Raw genomic sequence first — 15,566 nt, 5'->3', positions numbered from 1 at the left:
CCTCAGCTCATTCGAATGCGGGGGTCCAGGAGCGAATAGCTGATGTCGACGATGATGTTCATCACCACGAAGATCACCGCCGTCAGCAGCACCGTCGCCTGGATCACCGGGAAGTCCATGGTGCTGAGACCGCGGATGGTCACCAACCCCAGCCCGGGGATGCCGAAGACCGATTCGGTGAGAATCGAGCCGGTGAGCAGCCCCCCGATCTCCATGCCGATCACCGTCACCACCGGAATGAGGGCGTTTTTCAGTGCGTGCTTGAAGATGACCACCCGGCCGCTCAGCCCCTTCGCCCAGGCGGTGCGGATGAAGTCCTGTCCGATCACGTCCAGCATGGAGGAGCGGGTGTAGCGGGCCACTGAAGCGGCGTAGCGGGTGCCCAGCACCGTAGCCGGCAGCACCAGGTGCAGCGGCGTGTCGAAGCCGGAGATGGGCAGGAGGCCCCAGCGGTGGCCGAACAGCAGCTGGGCGACCATGGCCACCCAGAACACCGGCGCCGAGATGAACGACAGCGCCGTCACCATCGCCACGTAGTCCACGGTCGACCCCCGGTGGAGCGCCGAGAGAATGCCGATGGGCACGCCGATCGCCACCGTGACCACCACCGCCGACAGCGTGAGCTTCATCGTGGCCGGCATGGCGCCGGCGATCATCTCGGCCACCGGCTGGCGGGTCTGGAACGAACGGCCCAGGTCGCCCTGGAGGGCCTTCACCAGGAAGTCGGCGTACTGCACCGGCAGCGGCCGGTCGAGCCCCAGTTCGCGGCGGATGCGGGCGATGGTCTCGGGGTCGGCCCGCTTCTCGAAAGCGGCGGTGACCGGGTCGCCCGGCACCACGTGCATCAGGATGAAGGTGATGAGGCTCACCCCCAGGAGGACGGGAACCCCCTGCAGGAGGCGACGCACGACGAAGGCGAGCACGGGCATCTCCCCTCGCAGGCCATCTGGGAGGGGACCGGCCGGAGCGGTCCCCTCCGCCTGATGGGCACTTAGTTCACGTCTTTCCAGACCGTCTTGTAGTCGTAAACGAAGACCGGGTTCAGCTGGAACCCGTGGACGTAGGGCTGGCTGACGAAGTAGGACTTCAGGTGCCAGAGCGGAATGATGGCGTACTCCTCATAGAGCAACCGCCGCTCCAGGTCCTGGTAGGCCTTGATGCGGGCCGCCTGGTCGGTGCTGACGCGGGCCTCCTCGAGGATCCGGTCCGCCTCCGGGTCGTTCATCGCCACCGACATGCTGCGGGAGCTGGAGGAGTGGAAGTAAGTCCAGAGGTAGTTGTCGGGGTCGGGGTAGTCGGCGTACCAGTTGCCCTGGTTGGCCATGATCTCGCCGTTGGCCCTGGCCTCCCGGAAGGTGGCCGAGTCGCGGATTTCCACCTCGTAGTTGAGGCCCACATCGGCCAGCATCTGCTGGATCGCCAGGTTGGTGTCAGACACCTTGTCGCCGTCCCGCTGCCACGAGACGATGGTCATGCCCTCGGCCCCGGCCTCCCGGATCAGCTGCCGCGCCCGTTCGGGGTCGTAGGGGAAGCCCGGGGCTTCGGTGAGCGCACCCACGATGCCGGGTGAGGTGAAGCCGATGGCCGGAGTGCCGGTGCCGTTGTGGATGGTGTCGATGATCTTCTGCCGGTCGATCGCCAGCGAGATCGCCTCACGCACCCGCCTGTCGGGCACCATCTCCAGCTGGAGCGAGAGGTAATAGGTGTTGAGGGTGGTGGTCTCCCACAGCTTCCACCGGCCGGACTGGGTGGCGTTCACCCACTCCACCGTGGGGATGTCGTTGTCGTCGAGGTTGCCCGCCTCGAACTCCAGCCAGCGGGTGGACTCGTCGGCGATCACCCGGTACTCGATGGCGTCCAGGAACGGGTAGCCTTCCTCGAAGAAGTCCGGGTTCCGCTCCAGAACCAGGAGCTCGTTCTCCCGCCACTCCTTCAGCCGGAAGGGACCGGTGCCCACGGGTTTGCGGGCGAAGTCGTCACCCATCTCCCGGGCGTACTCGGCCGGGTAGATAGAGGCCGGGGCGGTGGCCAGGTAGTAGAGGAAGGGTCCGAACGGCTGCTTCAGGGTGATCTCGAAGGTGTAGTCGCCGGTCACCCTGAACCCGGCGAGCTCCGTGGCAGTGCCGTTCAGCATCTCGTCGGCGCCCACCACGTCCTGCAGCACCCAGGTGTTGGCCGCCCTCGTGGCCGGCGTGAGCAAGCGCTCGAAGGTGTACTTCACGTCGTGGGCGGTGAGGGTGGCGCCATTGTGGAACTTCACCCCCTCCTTCAGGCGGAAGGAGTACGTGCGGCCGTCCGCGGAGATGGTGGGCATCTCGGCCAGGAGCTCGGGCTCCAGTTCCAGCGTCTCGCCCTTGTAGCGAACCAGGGTGCTGAAGATGTTGCGCGCCAGGCGGTAGGTGAAGAGCGTTGTGTCGATGTGCGGGTCAATGCCGGCCGGCTCCGCCCCCACCGCCATGCGGTAAACCCCGCCGTACACCTCTCCGTTCGGCCCGCGCCGCACCTGGGACTCGCCGCTGGAGGAGCCGCCGCCCTGGTCGACGACCTGCTCGCCGCCTCCGCGGGTCTCGGTCGACTTCGAGCAGGCCGCCAGGAGCACGGCCGCGGCCAGCACTGCGGCGGTGAGTCGCAAGGGCCTCCCCTTCATCCAATCGCCTCCCCTTTTTCGCACTCCGGCGAGGACCTGATGCGGGTGCTCGCCGTGCCAGTGGATTAGAAAATATTCACTGAAATTCCTCTATAATCCTCTCGCCTCCGGCGAACAGACGTCGAATTTGCAAAAAAACGAGCCCCGGGCAAGGCCCGGGGCGGCTGGTCGAATCCTGCCAGGTCTGAGCCGAGGCGGCGCCGCGGCGTGCGGCCCTACATGAACCGGGCCCAGATCAGGGGGATCCAGAAGTAGCCGAACAGGGTGATCGTGATGATGGAAGCCAGGTTGAGGAAGAAGCCGACCTTGATCATCTGCTGCATGGTCACGTAGCCCGTGCTGAAGGCGATGGCGTTGGGCGGGGTGCCCACCGGCATCATGAAGGCCAGCGTCGAACCCTGCGCCGCCACCATCATCAGGGCGACGGGCGAGACGCCCAGCGCGGCGCCGAGGCTCGCCATGATCGGCATGAAGATCGTCGCGATGGCCGAGTTGGACGTGATCTCGGTCAGGAACACCAGCATCGTCGCCACGGCCAGGACGACGACGAAGTAGTGCACCCCCTCCAGGGCGGCAAGGTACCCGGCGAGCCACTCGGCCACGCCGGTGCTCTCGAAGACGCTGGCGATGGAGAAGCCGGCGCCGAAGAGCAGCAGCACGCCCCACGGGATCTTGGCGAAGGCCTTCTCATCGAGCAGGAACTGGCCGCGCTGGCGCCCGGTGGGGATCAGGAAGAGGAGCAGGGCGCCGAAGATGGCCACCATGGTGTCGCCGATACCCGGGATCACGCCCTTCAGGACGAAGGGGTAGATGATCCAGAGCAGGGCGGTGATGGCGAAGACGACAAGCACTCGCCGCTCCTCCCGGGTCATCGGCCCGAGGGCCGCCAGCTGCTGGCGGATGAACTCACGGCTGCCGGGGATTTCCGTAGACTCGGGCGGCATGATCTTCAGCATGATCCACCAGGCGACGAAGGTGTACACCAGCGCCACGGGAAGCCCCACCAGCATGTAGTCCAGGAAGGTGATCTCTACCCCCGCGGCCTTGGAGGCCATGCCCACCATGATGGCATTGGGCGGCGAGCCGATGACGGACCCGACGCCGCCGATGGACGCGGCGTAGGCGATGGCGAGCATGATCAGGGCCGCGAAGTTCGTCCGGGGCACCTCGCCGCCCTCGCCGGTTGTTCCCTGCAGCTCCGAGATCTGCTTGACCACCGCCAGGCCGATGGGCAGCATCATCATCGCCGTGGCGCTGTTGGAGATGAAGACCGAAATCCCACCGGTGGCCAGCATGAAGCCCAGCACCAGCCGCCGTGGCCCAGTCCCCACCCGGTTGATGATGCCGAGCGCGATGCGCCGGTGCAGGTGCCAGCGCTCGATGGCCACAGCGATGACGAAGCCGCCGAGGAAGAGGAAGATCGTGGGATCGGCATAGGGGGCCAGGACATCTTTGACCGAACCGAGGCCCAGGACCGGGAACAGGATCATGGGCAGCAGGCTGGTGGCGGCGAAAGGCAGGGCCTCCGTGACCCACCAGGCGGCAATCCAGGCCGTCGCGGCCAGCGCAGCCACGCCCTCCTTGCTCAGGTTGGCGGGCCGGAAGAACAGGGAGATGAGCAAGAACAGAACCGGTCCCAGAACCAGGCCGACCTTCTGGCCCAACGAATAGCCATGACGCTCCTCCAGGTCAGGCCCGGGCCGGGAGCTAGGCGCCGTGGCCACGAGTTCTCCTCTCCTTTCGCATGGTAAACTAGCACATAATCAAATCTGTTAGGCCCAAGTTTACGGTGGCCACTCCTATCTGTCAATCCTCCCGCTCCCGTAAATTCGAACTTCAAGCAAAAACGTGCCCCGGGCGCTACCTTTCCCGGCAGCGCCCGGGGCGATACATCTACCTTAGTCTTCTGATGCTCAGGCGCAGAGGATCCGGCGGACCTCCTCGCCATCGATGGTCTCGCGGTCGGCCAGCGTGCCGGCCAGCGCCATCAGCTTGTCCCGGTTCTCCTCCAGCAGTTGGCGGGTCTCCTGGTACATCTGCGACAGGAGCGAACGCACCTCCCGCTCGATGGCGGCAGCCGACTCCTGCGAGACGCTCTGTACCTCGGGCCAGTCGGTGTCCGGCACGGTCATCAGGCCCACGGACTCGCCCATGCCATAGCGGGAGATCATCTCCCGGGCCAGCTGGGTCGCCCGCTTCAGGTCGTCCTGGGCGCCTGTGGACCGCTCGCCCATCAACACCTCCTCGGCGCAGAGGCCGCCCAGCAGCATCTTCAGCCGGGCCTCCAGCTCCGACCGGGTGTAGAGCATCTGTTCCTCTTCCGGTGCGGTCAGCGTGAAGCCGCCCGCCCGGCCCCGGGGGATGATGGTCACCTTCTGTACCGGGTCGGCCCCGGGCGTCAGGGTGGCCACCAGGGCGTGGCCGGCCTCGTGGACGGCCACGCGCCGCTTCTCCTCCGGCCGCATCACGCGGCCCTTGCGGGCGGGTCCGCCGGCCACCACCCGGTCGATGGCCTCGTCGATCTCGCTCATGGTGATCTCCTCGCGACCCCTCCGCACCGCCAGGATGGCCGCCTCGTTGAGCAGGTTCGCCAGGTCGGCCCCGGTGAAGCCGGGGGTCCGCTTGGCGATGGCCGCCAGGTCCACCGAGGGAGCCAGCCGCTTCCCTCTGGCGTGGACCTTGAGGATGGCCTCCCGGCCGGCGGCGTCGGGCAGGCCCACCGGCACCTGCCGGTCGAAACGGCCCGGCCGCAGCAGGGCCTTATCCAGCACGTCAGGCCGGTTGGTGGCGGCCATCACGATCACGCCCTCGTAGGCGCCGAACCCGTCCATCTCGGTGAGCAGCTGGTTCAGGGTCTGCTCCCGCTCGTCGTGGCCGCCGACGATGGCACTGCTGCCGCGGTGGCGCCCCACGGCGTCGATCTCGTCGATGAACACGATGCAGGGCGCGTTCTTGCGTGCCTGTGCGAACAGCTCGCGCACCCGGGAGGCACCCATGCCCACAAACAGCTCGACGAAGCTGGAACCGCTCAGGGCGAAAAACGGCACGCCGGCCTCGCCGGCCACCGCCCGGGCCAGCAGGGTCTTGCCCGTCCCGGGCGGCCCGTAGAGCAGCACCCCCTTTGGGATGCGAGCACCGATGGCCTTGTACTTCTCGGGGTTCTTGAGGTAGTCGACCACCTCTTCCAGGTCGCCCTTCACCTCGTCCACCCCGGCCACGTCAGCGAAGGTGACGGTCGCCTCGCCGGGGGCGATGGGCTTCACCGTACCCCGGGCCAGGCCCACGGCCCCGGCCTGCCGCTTCTGCATCCACACGACCAGGCCGATCATGGCTGCCAGCCAGATCACCGTGGGCAGCAGGGCCAGCCACCAGGGCTGGGTGGCCTCCTTGTATCGCTGCTCCACACCCGCGGCTGCGAGCCGGTCCGCCAGGTCGGGCGTCTCCGGAGGCAGGATGGTCTTGAACGTCTCGCCGCTGTGCAGCTTGCCCGTGACCGTCCGGTCGACGACCAGCACCTCGGCGACCTGCCCCTGTTCCAGGGCGTCCAGGAAGGCCGAGTAGCTGATCTCGTTCTGGCGGTTGTTCAGCGGCGGCATGAACAGGAACTGCAGGAGCCAGACGACAAAAAGGGCCAGCAGGATACGCTTTGTCGTGTCGCGCGATCTCGAGTCGCTACCCATCGCCGATGCCCCCTTTGTCATTTGGGTGGTCCTGCTATCAAAATACCGCGCGATCCTGAGATAGTCCTGAGAGGAACAATATATTGTCGTTAAAAACTAGCCGCGCGGCCGGGTCTGGCGAAGGGCGGAGGTCAGACTGAACGCTGACCTCCGCCCATCCGGCCGGTACGCTGCCCCGGCTGTCAGGCGTTCGCCGCCCGCCCGCAGCAGAACTTGTACTTCTTGCCCGAACCGCACGGGCAGGGGTCGTTGCGGCCAACCTTCTTGCCCTGCGCCCGGACCGGCTGCCGGGGCTCCGCACCCTGGCTGCCCGACTCGATCATGATGCGCGGCCGCTGCGGCTCCCGCGCCACCTCGATGATGAAGAGGTTCCGCACCACATCCCGCTGGATGGAGCGGATCATGTGGTTGAACATCTCCATCGCTTCCATCTTGTACTCGATGAGCGGGTCCCGCTGGCCGTAAGCCCGCAAGCCCACGCCTTCCCGCAGGTCGTCCATGGCGTCGAGGTGGTCCATCCACTTCTCGTCCACGGTGCGCAGGATGAGGAAGCGCTCCAGCCGCCGCATCATCTCGGGGCCGAGCCGCTGCTCCTTCTCCTCGTACGCCCGGATGGCCGCCTGCTTGATGACCTCGGCCAGGTTCTTCCGGCCTTCCTGCTCCCTGCGGACGCCCTCGACGGCCGCCTTCAGGTCTTCCACCTTCACGTAGCCCTTGGGAATGCCGACATCCTCGGCCAGGGCCACCAGAACCTCGGGATTCCACTCCTCGAAGTAGACGCCCTCCGGCACGCCCTCCTCCACGATCGACTCCGCCGTCGCGGCGATCGCGTCCATGGCCACCTCGCGGGTGTCGTGGCCCTCCAGGATCTGGCGCCGCTGCTTGTAGATCAGCTCGCGCTGCGTGTTCATCACGTCATCGTACTGGAGCACGTGCTTGCGGATGTCGAAGTTGCGGGCCTCGACCTTCTTCTGGGCGCTCTCGATGGCCCGGGAGACCATCGGGCTGTCGATGGGCACGTCCTCTTCGATGCCCAGCTTGTTCATCAGGTTGGCGACCATCTCGCCGCCGAAGAGGCGCATCAGGTCGTCCTCCAGCGACACGTAGAAGCGGGACTCGCCCGGGTCGCCCTGACGGCCGGCGCGGCCGCGCAGCTGGTTATCGATGCGCCGGGCCTCGTGCCGCTCGGTGCCGATGACGCAGAGGCCGCCGACGGCGCGCACCTTCTCCGCGTCCTTGGCGCACTTCTCCTCTTCTTCCTTCAGGTACTTCAGGTAGACCTCCCGGGCGGCCTGCACCTCGGGGTCCTCCGACGGGATGATGTCCGTCGCGGCGACGATCAACTCCGGCGAGTACCCCTCGGCCCGCATGCGCTGGCGCGCCGCGAAGTCGGGGTTGCCGCCCAGCAGGATGTCGGTGCCGCGGCCGGCCATGTTCGTCGCAATCGTAACGGCGCCGAAACGGCCCGCCTGGGCGACGATCTCGGCCTCCCGCTCGTGGTGCTTGGCGTTCAGCACCTGGTGCGGGATGCCCCGGCGGGTGAGGATCTGCGACAGGTACTCCGACTTCTCGATCGAAACGGTGCCGACCAGCACCGGCTGGCCCCGCTTGTGCCGCTCCTCCACGTCGTCGGCCACGGCCTTGAACTTCGCCCGCATCGTCTTGTATACGATGTCGGGGTGGTCGATGCGGATCATCGGCTTGTTGGTGGGGATGGCGATCACATCGAGCCCGTAGATCTTCCGGAACTCCTCTTCCTCCGTGAGCGCGGTGCCCGTCATGCCCGCGAGCTTCTTGTACATACGGAAGTAGTTCTGGAAGGTGATGGTGGCCAGGGTCTGGGTCTCTTCCTCGATCTTGCAGCCTTCCTTGGCCTCGATGGCCTGGTGCAGACCGTCGGACCAGCGCCGGCCGAACATGAGGCGGCCGGTGAACTCGTCGACGATGATCACCTGGTTGTCCTTGACGACGTAGTCCTTGTCGCGGTGGAAGAGCTCCTTGGCCTTGATCGCGTTGTTGAGGTAGTGGACGAGCTGCTGGTTCTCGCCCTCATAGAGGTGCTCGATGTTCAGCCACTTCTCGACCTTGGCGACGCCCTCCTCGGTGGGGGCGACCCGCTTCTCCTTCTCCTCAACGACGTAGTCGACGTCGCGCTGCAGCCGCTCGGCAATCTTGGCAAAGGTGTAGTACAGCTCCGTCGGCTTGCCGGAGGGACCGGAGATGATCAGCGGGGTCCGGGCCTCGTCGATCAGGATCGAGTCCGCCTCGTCCACGATCGCGTAGAAGAACTCGCGGTGCACCATGTCCTGCGGGTGCATCGCCATGTTGTCACGCAGGTAGTCGAAACCGAACTCGTTGTTCGTACCGTAGGTAATGTCGCACGCGTAGGCCTGGCGCCGCTCGGCCGAGGTGAGGCCGTGCACGATCAGCCCGCAGCTCAGCCCGAGGAACTTGTAGATGCGGCCGATGTCGTCGCGGCCGACCTTGGCCAGGTAGTCGTTCACCGTGACCAGATGGCAGCCGCGGCCCAGCAGCGCGTTCAGGTAGAGCGGCATGGCCGCCACCAGCGTCTTGCCCTCGCCGGTCTTCATCTCGGCGATGTTGCCCTCATGCAACACGATGCCGCCGATCAGCTGCACGTCGAATGGCCGCCTTCCCGTGGTGCGGATCGACGCCTCGCGCACCACGGCGAACGCCTCGGGCAGGAGCTGCTCCAGCGTCTCGCCGCGAGCGATCCGCTCCTTGAACTCGACCGTCTTGTGGGCGAGTTCAGCGTCCGAGAGCTTTTGCATCTGCGGCTCCAGGCTGTTGATCAGAGCCACCGTCTTCTGGTGGCGCTTGACGACCTTCGCACTGTAGTCGCCAAAGATGCGTTCCAGGATCTTCAAAGCCAACGCTTACACCTTCTTCGCTATGCAGCCAGCGGGCTGGCGCCGTGGTGTTGGAATCTGTTCCGCCTCGGTATAGACGCGTGAAGTCCCGCTGTAGGTTCGCGCCAGCGCGGACATCCGTGTTATTTTAGCATGCCTCGCCTGGACTAGCAACGGAAGTTGATGGGGAAGTTCGGAACAGTATGACGACACCCGGCTACGGGACCGCAGGTCCGCCCCGCGCGGCGATGGCCCGGTCGGCCAGCACCCACAGCCCGCCGGCGACGACGGAATGGCCGCCCAGCACCACCGGGATCCGGCAGTTCACCGCCGCCCGGGTGAACTGGTGCACGAAGGGGTCCCGAATCTGGTCCGCCAGCCCGAGGTCCGAGTGGAACCGGTCCCATTCGCTGACCCGCCGGCCCCGGTTGGCGAAGAGGACGCGGGTGTCGAAGAAGGCGGCGTCGCAGATCTCGCCCAGCCGCTCGAAGAAGCGCTCGGGTCCCAGGTCGGTCACCAGGTCGCCCACCAGGGAGCGCACCTCGCCGCGGGCCTCGCGCCCCAGCGCCTTCATCCCCCGCTCTTCCGATAAGACTCGCAGCCGCACCGGCAAGTTACGGTTGAAATATTCCATGATGGCGGAACCCACGCGGCCGATCAGTGCCACCTCCGGCAGGTCGGTGGCCAGGACGTCAGCAGCGGCCCGCAGGCGGTCGTCCGGCCAGGCCAGCATCCGCAGCGCCGCCTGCGCCCTGGGGCCCCCGCGCCCGCTCAGGGCCAGGATCAGGTAGTCGGTCGGCGTGTCCAGGTCGAAGTGGATGGCCGCCGAGTGCGGGATCAGCACCCGCTCCATGCCGGCCTCCCGCAGCCTCCAGCCCAGCAGGTTGTCGTTCTCCGGCGGTTCTACCCGCTCGAGGAAAGCGGCGGGATGCCAGGCCACCAGGTCCGCGGACTGCACGTTGTTCACCACCACGGTGGGCCCACCCTGCGCCAGGGCGCGGCAGATCCAGGCGATCTCCTCCAGCGCCATGAGCGGCAGCGCCGCGCCGCTCAGGTAGATCACCGCGTCCGCGCCGGACTCTCGCACCGCCTGCCCAAGGACCCGGCCGAAGTGAAATCCTGCGGCTTCTGTGGCGAAGATGCGGGCACCCAGGCTGTGCGCGGCCTCCGCGAGGTCGCGGTGGTTGGTGGCCAGAATCACCTCGAGCCCGGCCCGCTGCAACTTCTCCACGGTGTCCAGGGTCACCGCGTGGCGCAGCTGCGCGATGCGCTCCTGAAGCTCGTCCGCGGGCAGGGGCCCGCCCTCGAAGACAATGGCTGCCGTGCGCACGGTTCCGCCTCCTGCATGGCGCAGCCCCGCCGCCTGGTGGCGGCGGGGCCGAAGTGGCCTCTGACTAGTATTCCGGCTCCAGGAGCCCGTAGTTGCCGTCGTGGCGGCGGTAGAGTACGTTGACGGTTCCGGTCTCACTATTGACGAATACGAAGAAGTCGTGCGAGAGGAGGTCCATCTGCAGGATGGCCTCGTCGACGGTGACGGGCTTCACCGGGAAGCGCTTGACCTTCACGACCTTGCCGTCGACCTCGGCGACCGCTTCCTCACCCTCGGACGCCGCAGCCATCTGCGCCTCGGCCTCCGCACCGGGGGCCGAACGCCGGCGGAGCCGGGAACGATACCGCTGCAGTTGCTTCTCCAGCTTGTCGGCAACGAGGTCGATGGAGGCGTACATGTCGTTGGTGGCCTCCTCACCCCGCAGGATGAGCCCGTTCACCTCGGCAGTAACCTCGACGATGTGGCGCCCCCGTTCCACATACAGGTTTACCTGCGCCTGAATCGGGTGATCCACGAACTTCTCGATCTTGCCCAGCTTCTTCTCGAGATACTCGCGAAGCGCTCTGGTGATCTCGATGTTCTTGCCACGTACCGCAACTTGCATAGCGCCAACTCCTCCCTTTTCGACAGGCCCTGCCGGACCCCCCTCAGGGTTATGACTTTCTTCCCCTCCGCGAGGCCGATTCCCTGCTGGGTGGAACGCCCCTTCACACATTGTCTGCCCCGGGCGCTGCTTCATCCCCAGGCGGGGACAGATTATGCACAAGGTGTGCCTATCCTGGCTGTGGATTTTGGGGATAAGCTTGTTGATAACCATTTGCACAAGGTTCGCGCGTGGGGATAACATTGTGGACGCGTGCAGGCGGGTCCCGCGTGGCCGCCGAACATTATAGCGAACGAACCTGGCGCACGGATCCAGCGGACGGAGGGCTCACAATGGAGAACGTATTCGAGTTTCCGGCGGGACTCTACGGGTTTCCCGACCTCAAGCGGTTCGTGGTAGCAGACGTCCCCGGCGGCGGCGACGTGTTCAAGCAACTCCTGGCCCTGGACCAGCCCGAGGTGGGCTTCACCCTGGTCTACCCCCTAGCCTTCTTCCCCGACTACGATCCCGACATCCCCCCGGAAGACCTGGAGGCGGTGGGCGCGGAGAACCCCGAGCAGGTGCTGCTCTACGCGATCGCCCGGGTGCCCGAGTCGGTGCAGGAGGCGACGGCCAACCTGCGGGCCCCGCTGCTCTTCAATCCCTTCACGCGGAAAGCGCGGCAGATCATCCTGTCCGACGACCGGTACCAGACCCGCGAGCGCCTCTTCCACAGGATGAAGCCCACGCCCCACGAGGAGGCCCTCTGATGCTCGTCCTCTCCAGACGCCTGAACGAGTCCATCCTGATCGGCGACGACATCGAGATCAAGATCGTGCAGGTGCGCGGCAACGGCCCGCAGGCGGTAGTGCGCCTGGGCATCACGGCACCCCGGTCGGTCACCGTCCTGCGCAAGGAGATCTACGACGAGGTGGTGGCCGCCAACCGGCAGTCGGCCCAGCCGCCCGCCGCCCTGCCGGCCGCGCTGCTCGAGGCGCTGAAAGACCGGTCATCCGGCGAAGATGCGTGAAGCCGGAATGGGCTTGTCGGAGACGGCCACCACCGCAAGGCTGACGCTGCGGGCGCCGGTCGCCCGCAAGACGCGGGCCGCCGCGGCCGCGGTCGCACCGGTGGTGAGCACGTCGTCCACCAGCAGGGCGTCCCGGCCCGCCCACGCCGGCACCCGTCCGCCGCGCACCCCAAAAGCGCCGGCGAGGTTCTGCCACCGCGCCTGCCGGTCGCGCCGGGTCTGCTCACCGGTGCGCCGGAGCCGGACCAGGTCCCCTTCCGCCACCGGCACGCCCAGCTGCGCGGCCAGACCATGCGCGATGCAGGCCGCCTGGTTGTAGCCGCGCTCCCGCTGGCGGCTCGTGTGCAGCGGGATCGGGATGATCACCTCCGGCGGGTCGGTTACACGGGCGGCCAGCCGCTCGCCCAGGGCCCGGGCCAGGGCCTGCCGCCCCCGGAACTTCGCATGGTGCACCGCCGTGCGCAGGGCGCCGCGGTGCAGGCCCAGGGCCCAGACGCGCCCGAAGGGCGGCGGCTCCACGCACTCCACGCAGAGCCCCCACCCCCCGGTGATGGGGCGGCTGCAGTTGGCACACAGGCGCACGTCCGGCCCGAAGGGCATCGCCGCCCAGCAGTGGTCGCACACCGGCACGGTCTCCGCAATGGTGGCCAGCGGCGGCAGTGTGTACGCCAAGGGCCCGCCGCAGGTCACGCACGTGCTCCGCTGCGGCCAGAGGAGGGTCACCAGCCCCTCGACAACGGTTTTCCACAACGCGGTTCACCCCCGGGCGCACTTCGCCGCGGGGGTTGTGTTATCCTTCTTTTTCCAGATTTCGTCCCAGCTCCACCACCACGACACGCGGGGACTCCGCCGCCGCCACCGCCCGGGCGATGGCCTCCTCCCGGGGCAGGTGGCCCAGTTCCAGCACGGGCACGTGTCCGAGGCGCCGGGCCAGCCGGGCCAGCACCGCAGCGGATTCGTCCCGCGAGCCCAGGTCCACCAGCACCAGCTCCGCGTCCACCTCCCGGGCGAACTGGAGCACGGCGTCCTCCAGCCATTCCGCCTGGTCGCGCACCAGCACCACGTAGGCCACCGGCTCGGCGGCGGAGCGGATGCGGCCGATCAGCTCCGCCACCTGCGCCGCGGCGCTCACCGCGCCGTAGGCCGCCAGGGCCAGCATGCCCCAGAAGAGACCTTCCCGCACCGCCACCCCCTCCTGATGGGTAGGGTATGAAGCAGAACCGGGAGGAGGTGCGAGGGAGGCGCTCAAGCGGGCAGAGTATTGAAAAAAAGCACGCCGGCGATCGCGCGGCGTGCTTTTTGCTTGCGGTTACAGGCCCGCCAGCTGGCGGATGGCATCGACCCGGTCGGTGCGCTCCCAGGGCAGATCCAGGTCGGGGCGGCCGAAGTGGCCGTAAGCAGCGGTCTGCCGGTAGATCGGGCGGCGCAGGTTCAGGTCGCGGATGATGGCGCCCGGCCGCAGGTCGAAGACCTCCTTCACGATCTCGGCAATCCGGTCGTCGGGAAGCCTCCCCGTCCCGAAAGTGTCCACGAGGACGGAGACCGGATGGGCGACGCCGATGGCGTAGGCCACCTGGACCTCGCAGCGGGTCGCCAGGCCGGCGGCCACGAGGTTCTTCGCCACCCAGCGGGCGGCGTAGGCGCCGGAGCGGTCGACCTTGGTCGGGTCCTTGCCCGAGAAGGCGCCGCCGCCGTGACGGGCGTAGCCGCCGTAGGTATCCACGATGATCTTGCGGCCGGTCAGCCCCGTGTCGCCCTGCGGGCCGCCCACCACGAACCGCCCGGTGGGGTTGATGAAGTAACGGGTCCGGTCGTCCAGCAGGCGGGGGTCGATCACCTCGTGGATGACGTTTTCGATGATGTCCTTGCGGATCTGCTCCTGGGTCGTGTCCGGGTCGTGCTGGGCAGAGATCACGATGGTATCGATGCGCCGCGGGCGCCCGTCCTCGTACTCCACCGTCACCTGGGTCTTGCCGTCGGGCCGCAGGTAGGGCAGGGTGCCGTTCTTGCGCACCTGCGCCAGCCGCCGGGCCAGGCGGTGGGCGACGCTGATGGGCATCGGCATCAGCTCGGGCGTCTCGTCGCAGGCGAACCCGAACATCATCCCCTGGTCGCCCGCGCCGATCTCCAGCTCCTTCTCCTCTACCTTGCCGCGCACCTCGATCGCCACGTCCACGCCCTGGGCGATGTCCGGCGACTGCGGGTCGATCGCGGTCATCACGCCACAGGTCGAGCCGTCAAAGCCGTACTTGGCCCGGGTGTAGCCAATGTCGCGCACCACGTCGCGCACGAGGCCGGGGATGTCCACCCACGCCTCGGTGGTGATCTCGCCGGAAACGATCACCAGGCCCGTGGTCAGCAGGGTTTCACAGGCCACCCGCGACCTGGGATCGACCGCCAGGAGGGCGTCCAAAATCGCGTCGGAAATCTGGTCGGCCATCTTGTCCGGATGCCCTTCGGTGACAGACTCAGAGGTGAAGAGATACCGCCCCTTCTGCTGAACCATGTTCGTCCGTTACCTCCTCGGTGGGTGCGGCGCTCGGGCGTCCGCGATCGCACACATCAAAAACCCCCTTCGGAACGAAGAGGGTTGGATGGCGCTGCGCTTCCCTCTTATCTCCCGGTAGTGTACCCGGCTGGAATTGGCACCTTGCCTGGCTGCCCAGGCGGTTGCCGAAGCTTCATCGGGCCAGTCCCTCCGCTTCTCTCGATAAGAGTATTCTGTTCTACGTGCTATGCTAGAATACCACCGCCCGCTCTGAGTGTCAAGCAAGACTGGTGCTCACCAGAACCACCAGGTTGATCAGCCCGTGCACGAAGACGGCGGGCCAGACGGAGCCGGTCCGTTCGTAGGCCCATGCGAACACCAAGCCGCACACCAGCGCGACCGGCAGGACGTTCCAGGTGGGCCAGTGGGCAACTGCAAAGACGAGCGCGCTCAGCAGCATGGCCCACCCCGCACCGGTGCGGGTACGGAACCAACGGTAGAGAAAGCCCCGGTAGAACACTTCCTCATACACAGGCGAGATCACGCAGGCGGAGACGAAGGCGACCGTCACGGTCACCAGGCTCATGTTGGCGCGCAAGCCCTCGGTCTTCGCGTTCGCGTAGGTGTTGCCGACCAGGCGGGTGAGCTCCATGGCCAGGATGCTCCCGGCCAGTGCGATGACCGTCCAGAGCAGGATCAGCCCCCACGTGCGGGCGGGGAAAGGCCGCAGCCCGACCTCGCACCACGGGAGGCGCCGGGGGCGCAGCGCCACAAGATAGAGGCCGCCGATCAGAACCAGCGCGATGGTCAGCCCGGTCAGGGTCCCGGAAACCACGGGGTTCGCGCTCCACTGTTCGTACAACCCCTGCAGTCCCCGCTTGACCACCGCCATGACGAACACGAACTCCAACAGGAGGAGGGCCACCAACTCCCTCCAG

The 15,566-nt window shown here is 67.1% G+C and carries 13 protein-coding genes and 1 riboswitch; of the genes, 2 read left to right on the top strand and 11 right to left on the bottom strand.

Features of this window, described 5'->3' with window-relative positions; translation table 11 throughout:
- Positions 1 to 2: 2 nt before the first annotated feature.
- The 7 genes from AB2385_RS01210 to raiA all read right to left on the bottom strand — a co-directional run bounded on the left by AB2385_RS01210 (position 3) and on the right by raiA (position 11,131).
- Positions 3 to 929: an ABC transporter permease gene (locus AB2385_RS01210; RefSeq protein ID WP_367653082.1), complete on the bottom strand. Its 927-nt coding sequence runs from the start codon at positions 927 to 929 to the stop codon at positions 3 to 5.
- A 62-nt stretch (positions 930 to 991) separates the two neighbouring features.
- Positions 992 to 2,647, bottom strand: coding sequence for an ABC transporter substrate-binding protein (locus tag AB2385_RS01205; RefSeq protein ID WP_367653081.1), 1,656 nt, complete (start codon positions 2,645 to 2,647; stop codon positions 992 to 994).
- A gap of 215 nt (positions 2,648 to 2,862) precedes the next feature.
- The gene (locus AB2385_RS01200) at positions 2,863 to 4,371 is read right to left on the bottom strand and encodes a DASS family sodium-coupled anion symporter (RefSeq protein ID WP_367653080.1); all 1,509 of its coding nucleotides are present in this window, start codon (positions 4,369 to 4,371) and stop codon (positions 2,863 to 2,865) included.
- 189 nt (positions 4,372 to 4,560) lie between these two features.
- Entirely contained in the window at positions 4,561 to 6,327 is a 1,767-nt protein-coding gene (gene ftsH, locus AB2385_RS01195) for an ATP-dependent zinc metalloprotease FtsH (RefSeq protein ID WP_367653079.1), read from the bottom strand.
- Between the two features lie 182 nt (positions 6,328 to 6,509).
- Positions 6,510 to 9,221, bottom strand: coding sequence for a preprotein translocase subunit SecA (gene secA, locus AB2385_RS01190; RefSeq protein ID WP_367653078.1), 2,712 nt, complete (start codon positions 9,219 to 9,221; stop codon positions 6,510 to 6,512).
- 193 nt (positions 9,222 to 9,414) lie between these two features.
- Positions 9,415 to 10,527: a hypothetical protein gene (locus tag AB2385_RS01185; RefSeq protein ID WP_367653077.1), complete on the bottom strand. Its 1,113-nt coding sequence runs from the start codon at positions 10,525 to 10,527 to the stop codon at positions 9,415 to 9,417.
- Positions 10,528 to 10,591: 64 nt separating this feature from the next.
- Complete coding sequence (gene raiA, locus AB2385_RS01180) at positions 10,592 to 11,131, bottom strand: ribosome-associated translation inhibitor RaiA (RefSeq protein ID WP_367653076.1); 540 nt, start codon at positions 11,129 to 11,131, stop codon at positions 10,592 to 10,594.
- 332 nt (positions 11,132 to 11,463) lie between these two features.
- Here raiA and AB2385_RS01175 point away from each other — a divergent pair, with 332 nt between their 5' ends.
- On the top strand, positions 11,464 to 11,880 hold the full coding sequence (locus tag AB2385_RS01175) for a flagellar assembly protein FliW (RefSeq protein ID WP_367653075.1): 417 nt from the start codon (positions 11,464 to 11,466) through the stop codon (positions 11,878 to 11,880).
- Positions 11,880 to 12,140 carry a carbon storage regulator CsrA gene (csrA, locus tag AB2385_RS01170; RefSeq protein WP_367653074.1) on the top strand — a complete coding sequence of 87 codons (261 nt, stop codon included), beginning with the start codon at positions 11,880 to 11,882 and terminating at the stop codon, positions 12,138 to 12,140. The genes AB2385_RS01175 and csrA overlap by 1 nt, the downstream gene beginning before the upstream one ends.
- Here the strand turns inward: csrA and AB2385_RS01165 are convergent.
- From AB2385_RS01165 to AB2385_RS01150, 4 genes are all read right to left on the bottom strand, one after another.
- Positions 12,120 to 12,890, bottom strand: a complete 771-nt coding sequence (locus AB2385_RS01165) for a ComF family protein (protein ID WP_367653073.1) — start codon at positions 12,888 to 12,890, stop codon at positions 12,120 to 12,122. The genes csrA and AB2385_RS01165 overlap by 21 nt on opposite strands.
- A gap of 40 nt (positions 12,891 to 12,930) precedes the next feature.
- Positions 12,931 to 13,323 (bottom strand): hypothetical protein, encoded by a 393-nt coding sequence (locus AB2385_RS01160; protein ID WP_367653072.1) that lies wholly within the window; start codon positions 13,321 to 13,323, stop codon positions 12,931 to 12,933.
- Positions 13,324 to 13,449: 126 nt separating this feature from the next.
- A complete protein-coding gene (gene metK, locus AB2385_RS01155) occupies positions 13,450 to 14,646 on the bottom strand; it encodes a methionine adenosyltransferase (RefSeq protein ID WP_367653071.1) in 1,197 nt (398 codons plus the stop codon).
- A 104-nt stretch (positions 14,647 to 14,750) separates the two neighbouring features.
- Positions 14,751 to 14,857: riboswitch (SAM riboswitch) on the bottom strand.
- A gap of 48 nt (positions 14,858 to 14,905) precedes the next feature.
- Positions 14,906 to 15,553, bottom strand: coding sequence for a lysostaphin resistance A-like protein (locus AB2385_RS01150; RefSeq protein ID WP_367653070.1), 648 nt, complete (start codon positions 15,551 to 15,553; stop codon positions 14,906 to 14,908).
- Positions 15,554 to 15,566: the final 13 nt, after the last annotated feature.

It is taken from the genome of Symbiobacterium sp. (genome assembly GCF_040797425.1).
Lineage (GTDB): Bacteria > Bacillota > Sulfobacillia > Symbiobacteriales > Symbiobacteriaceae > Symbiobacterium.
This window is presented reverse-complemented; position numbering and strand designations above follow the sequence as displayed.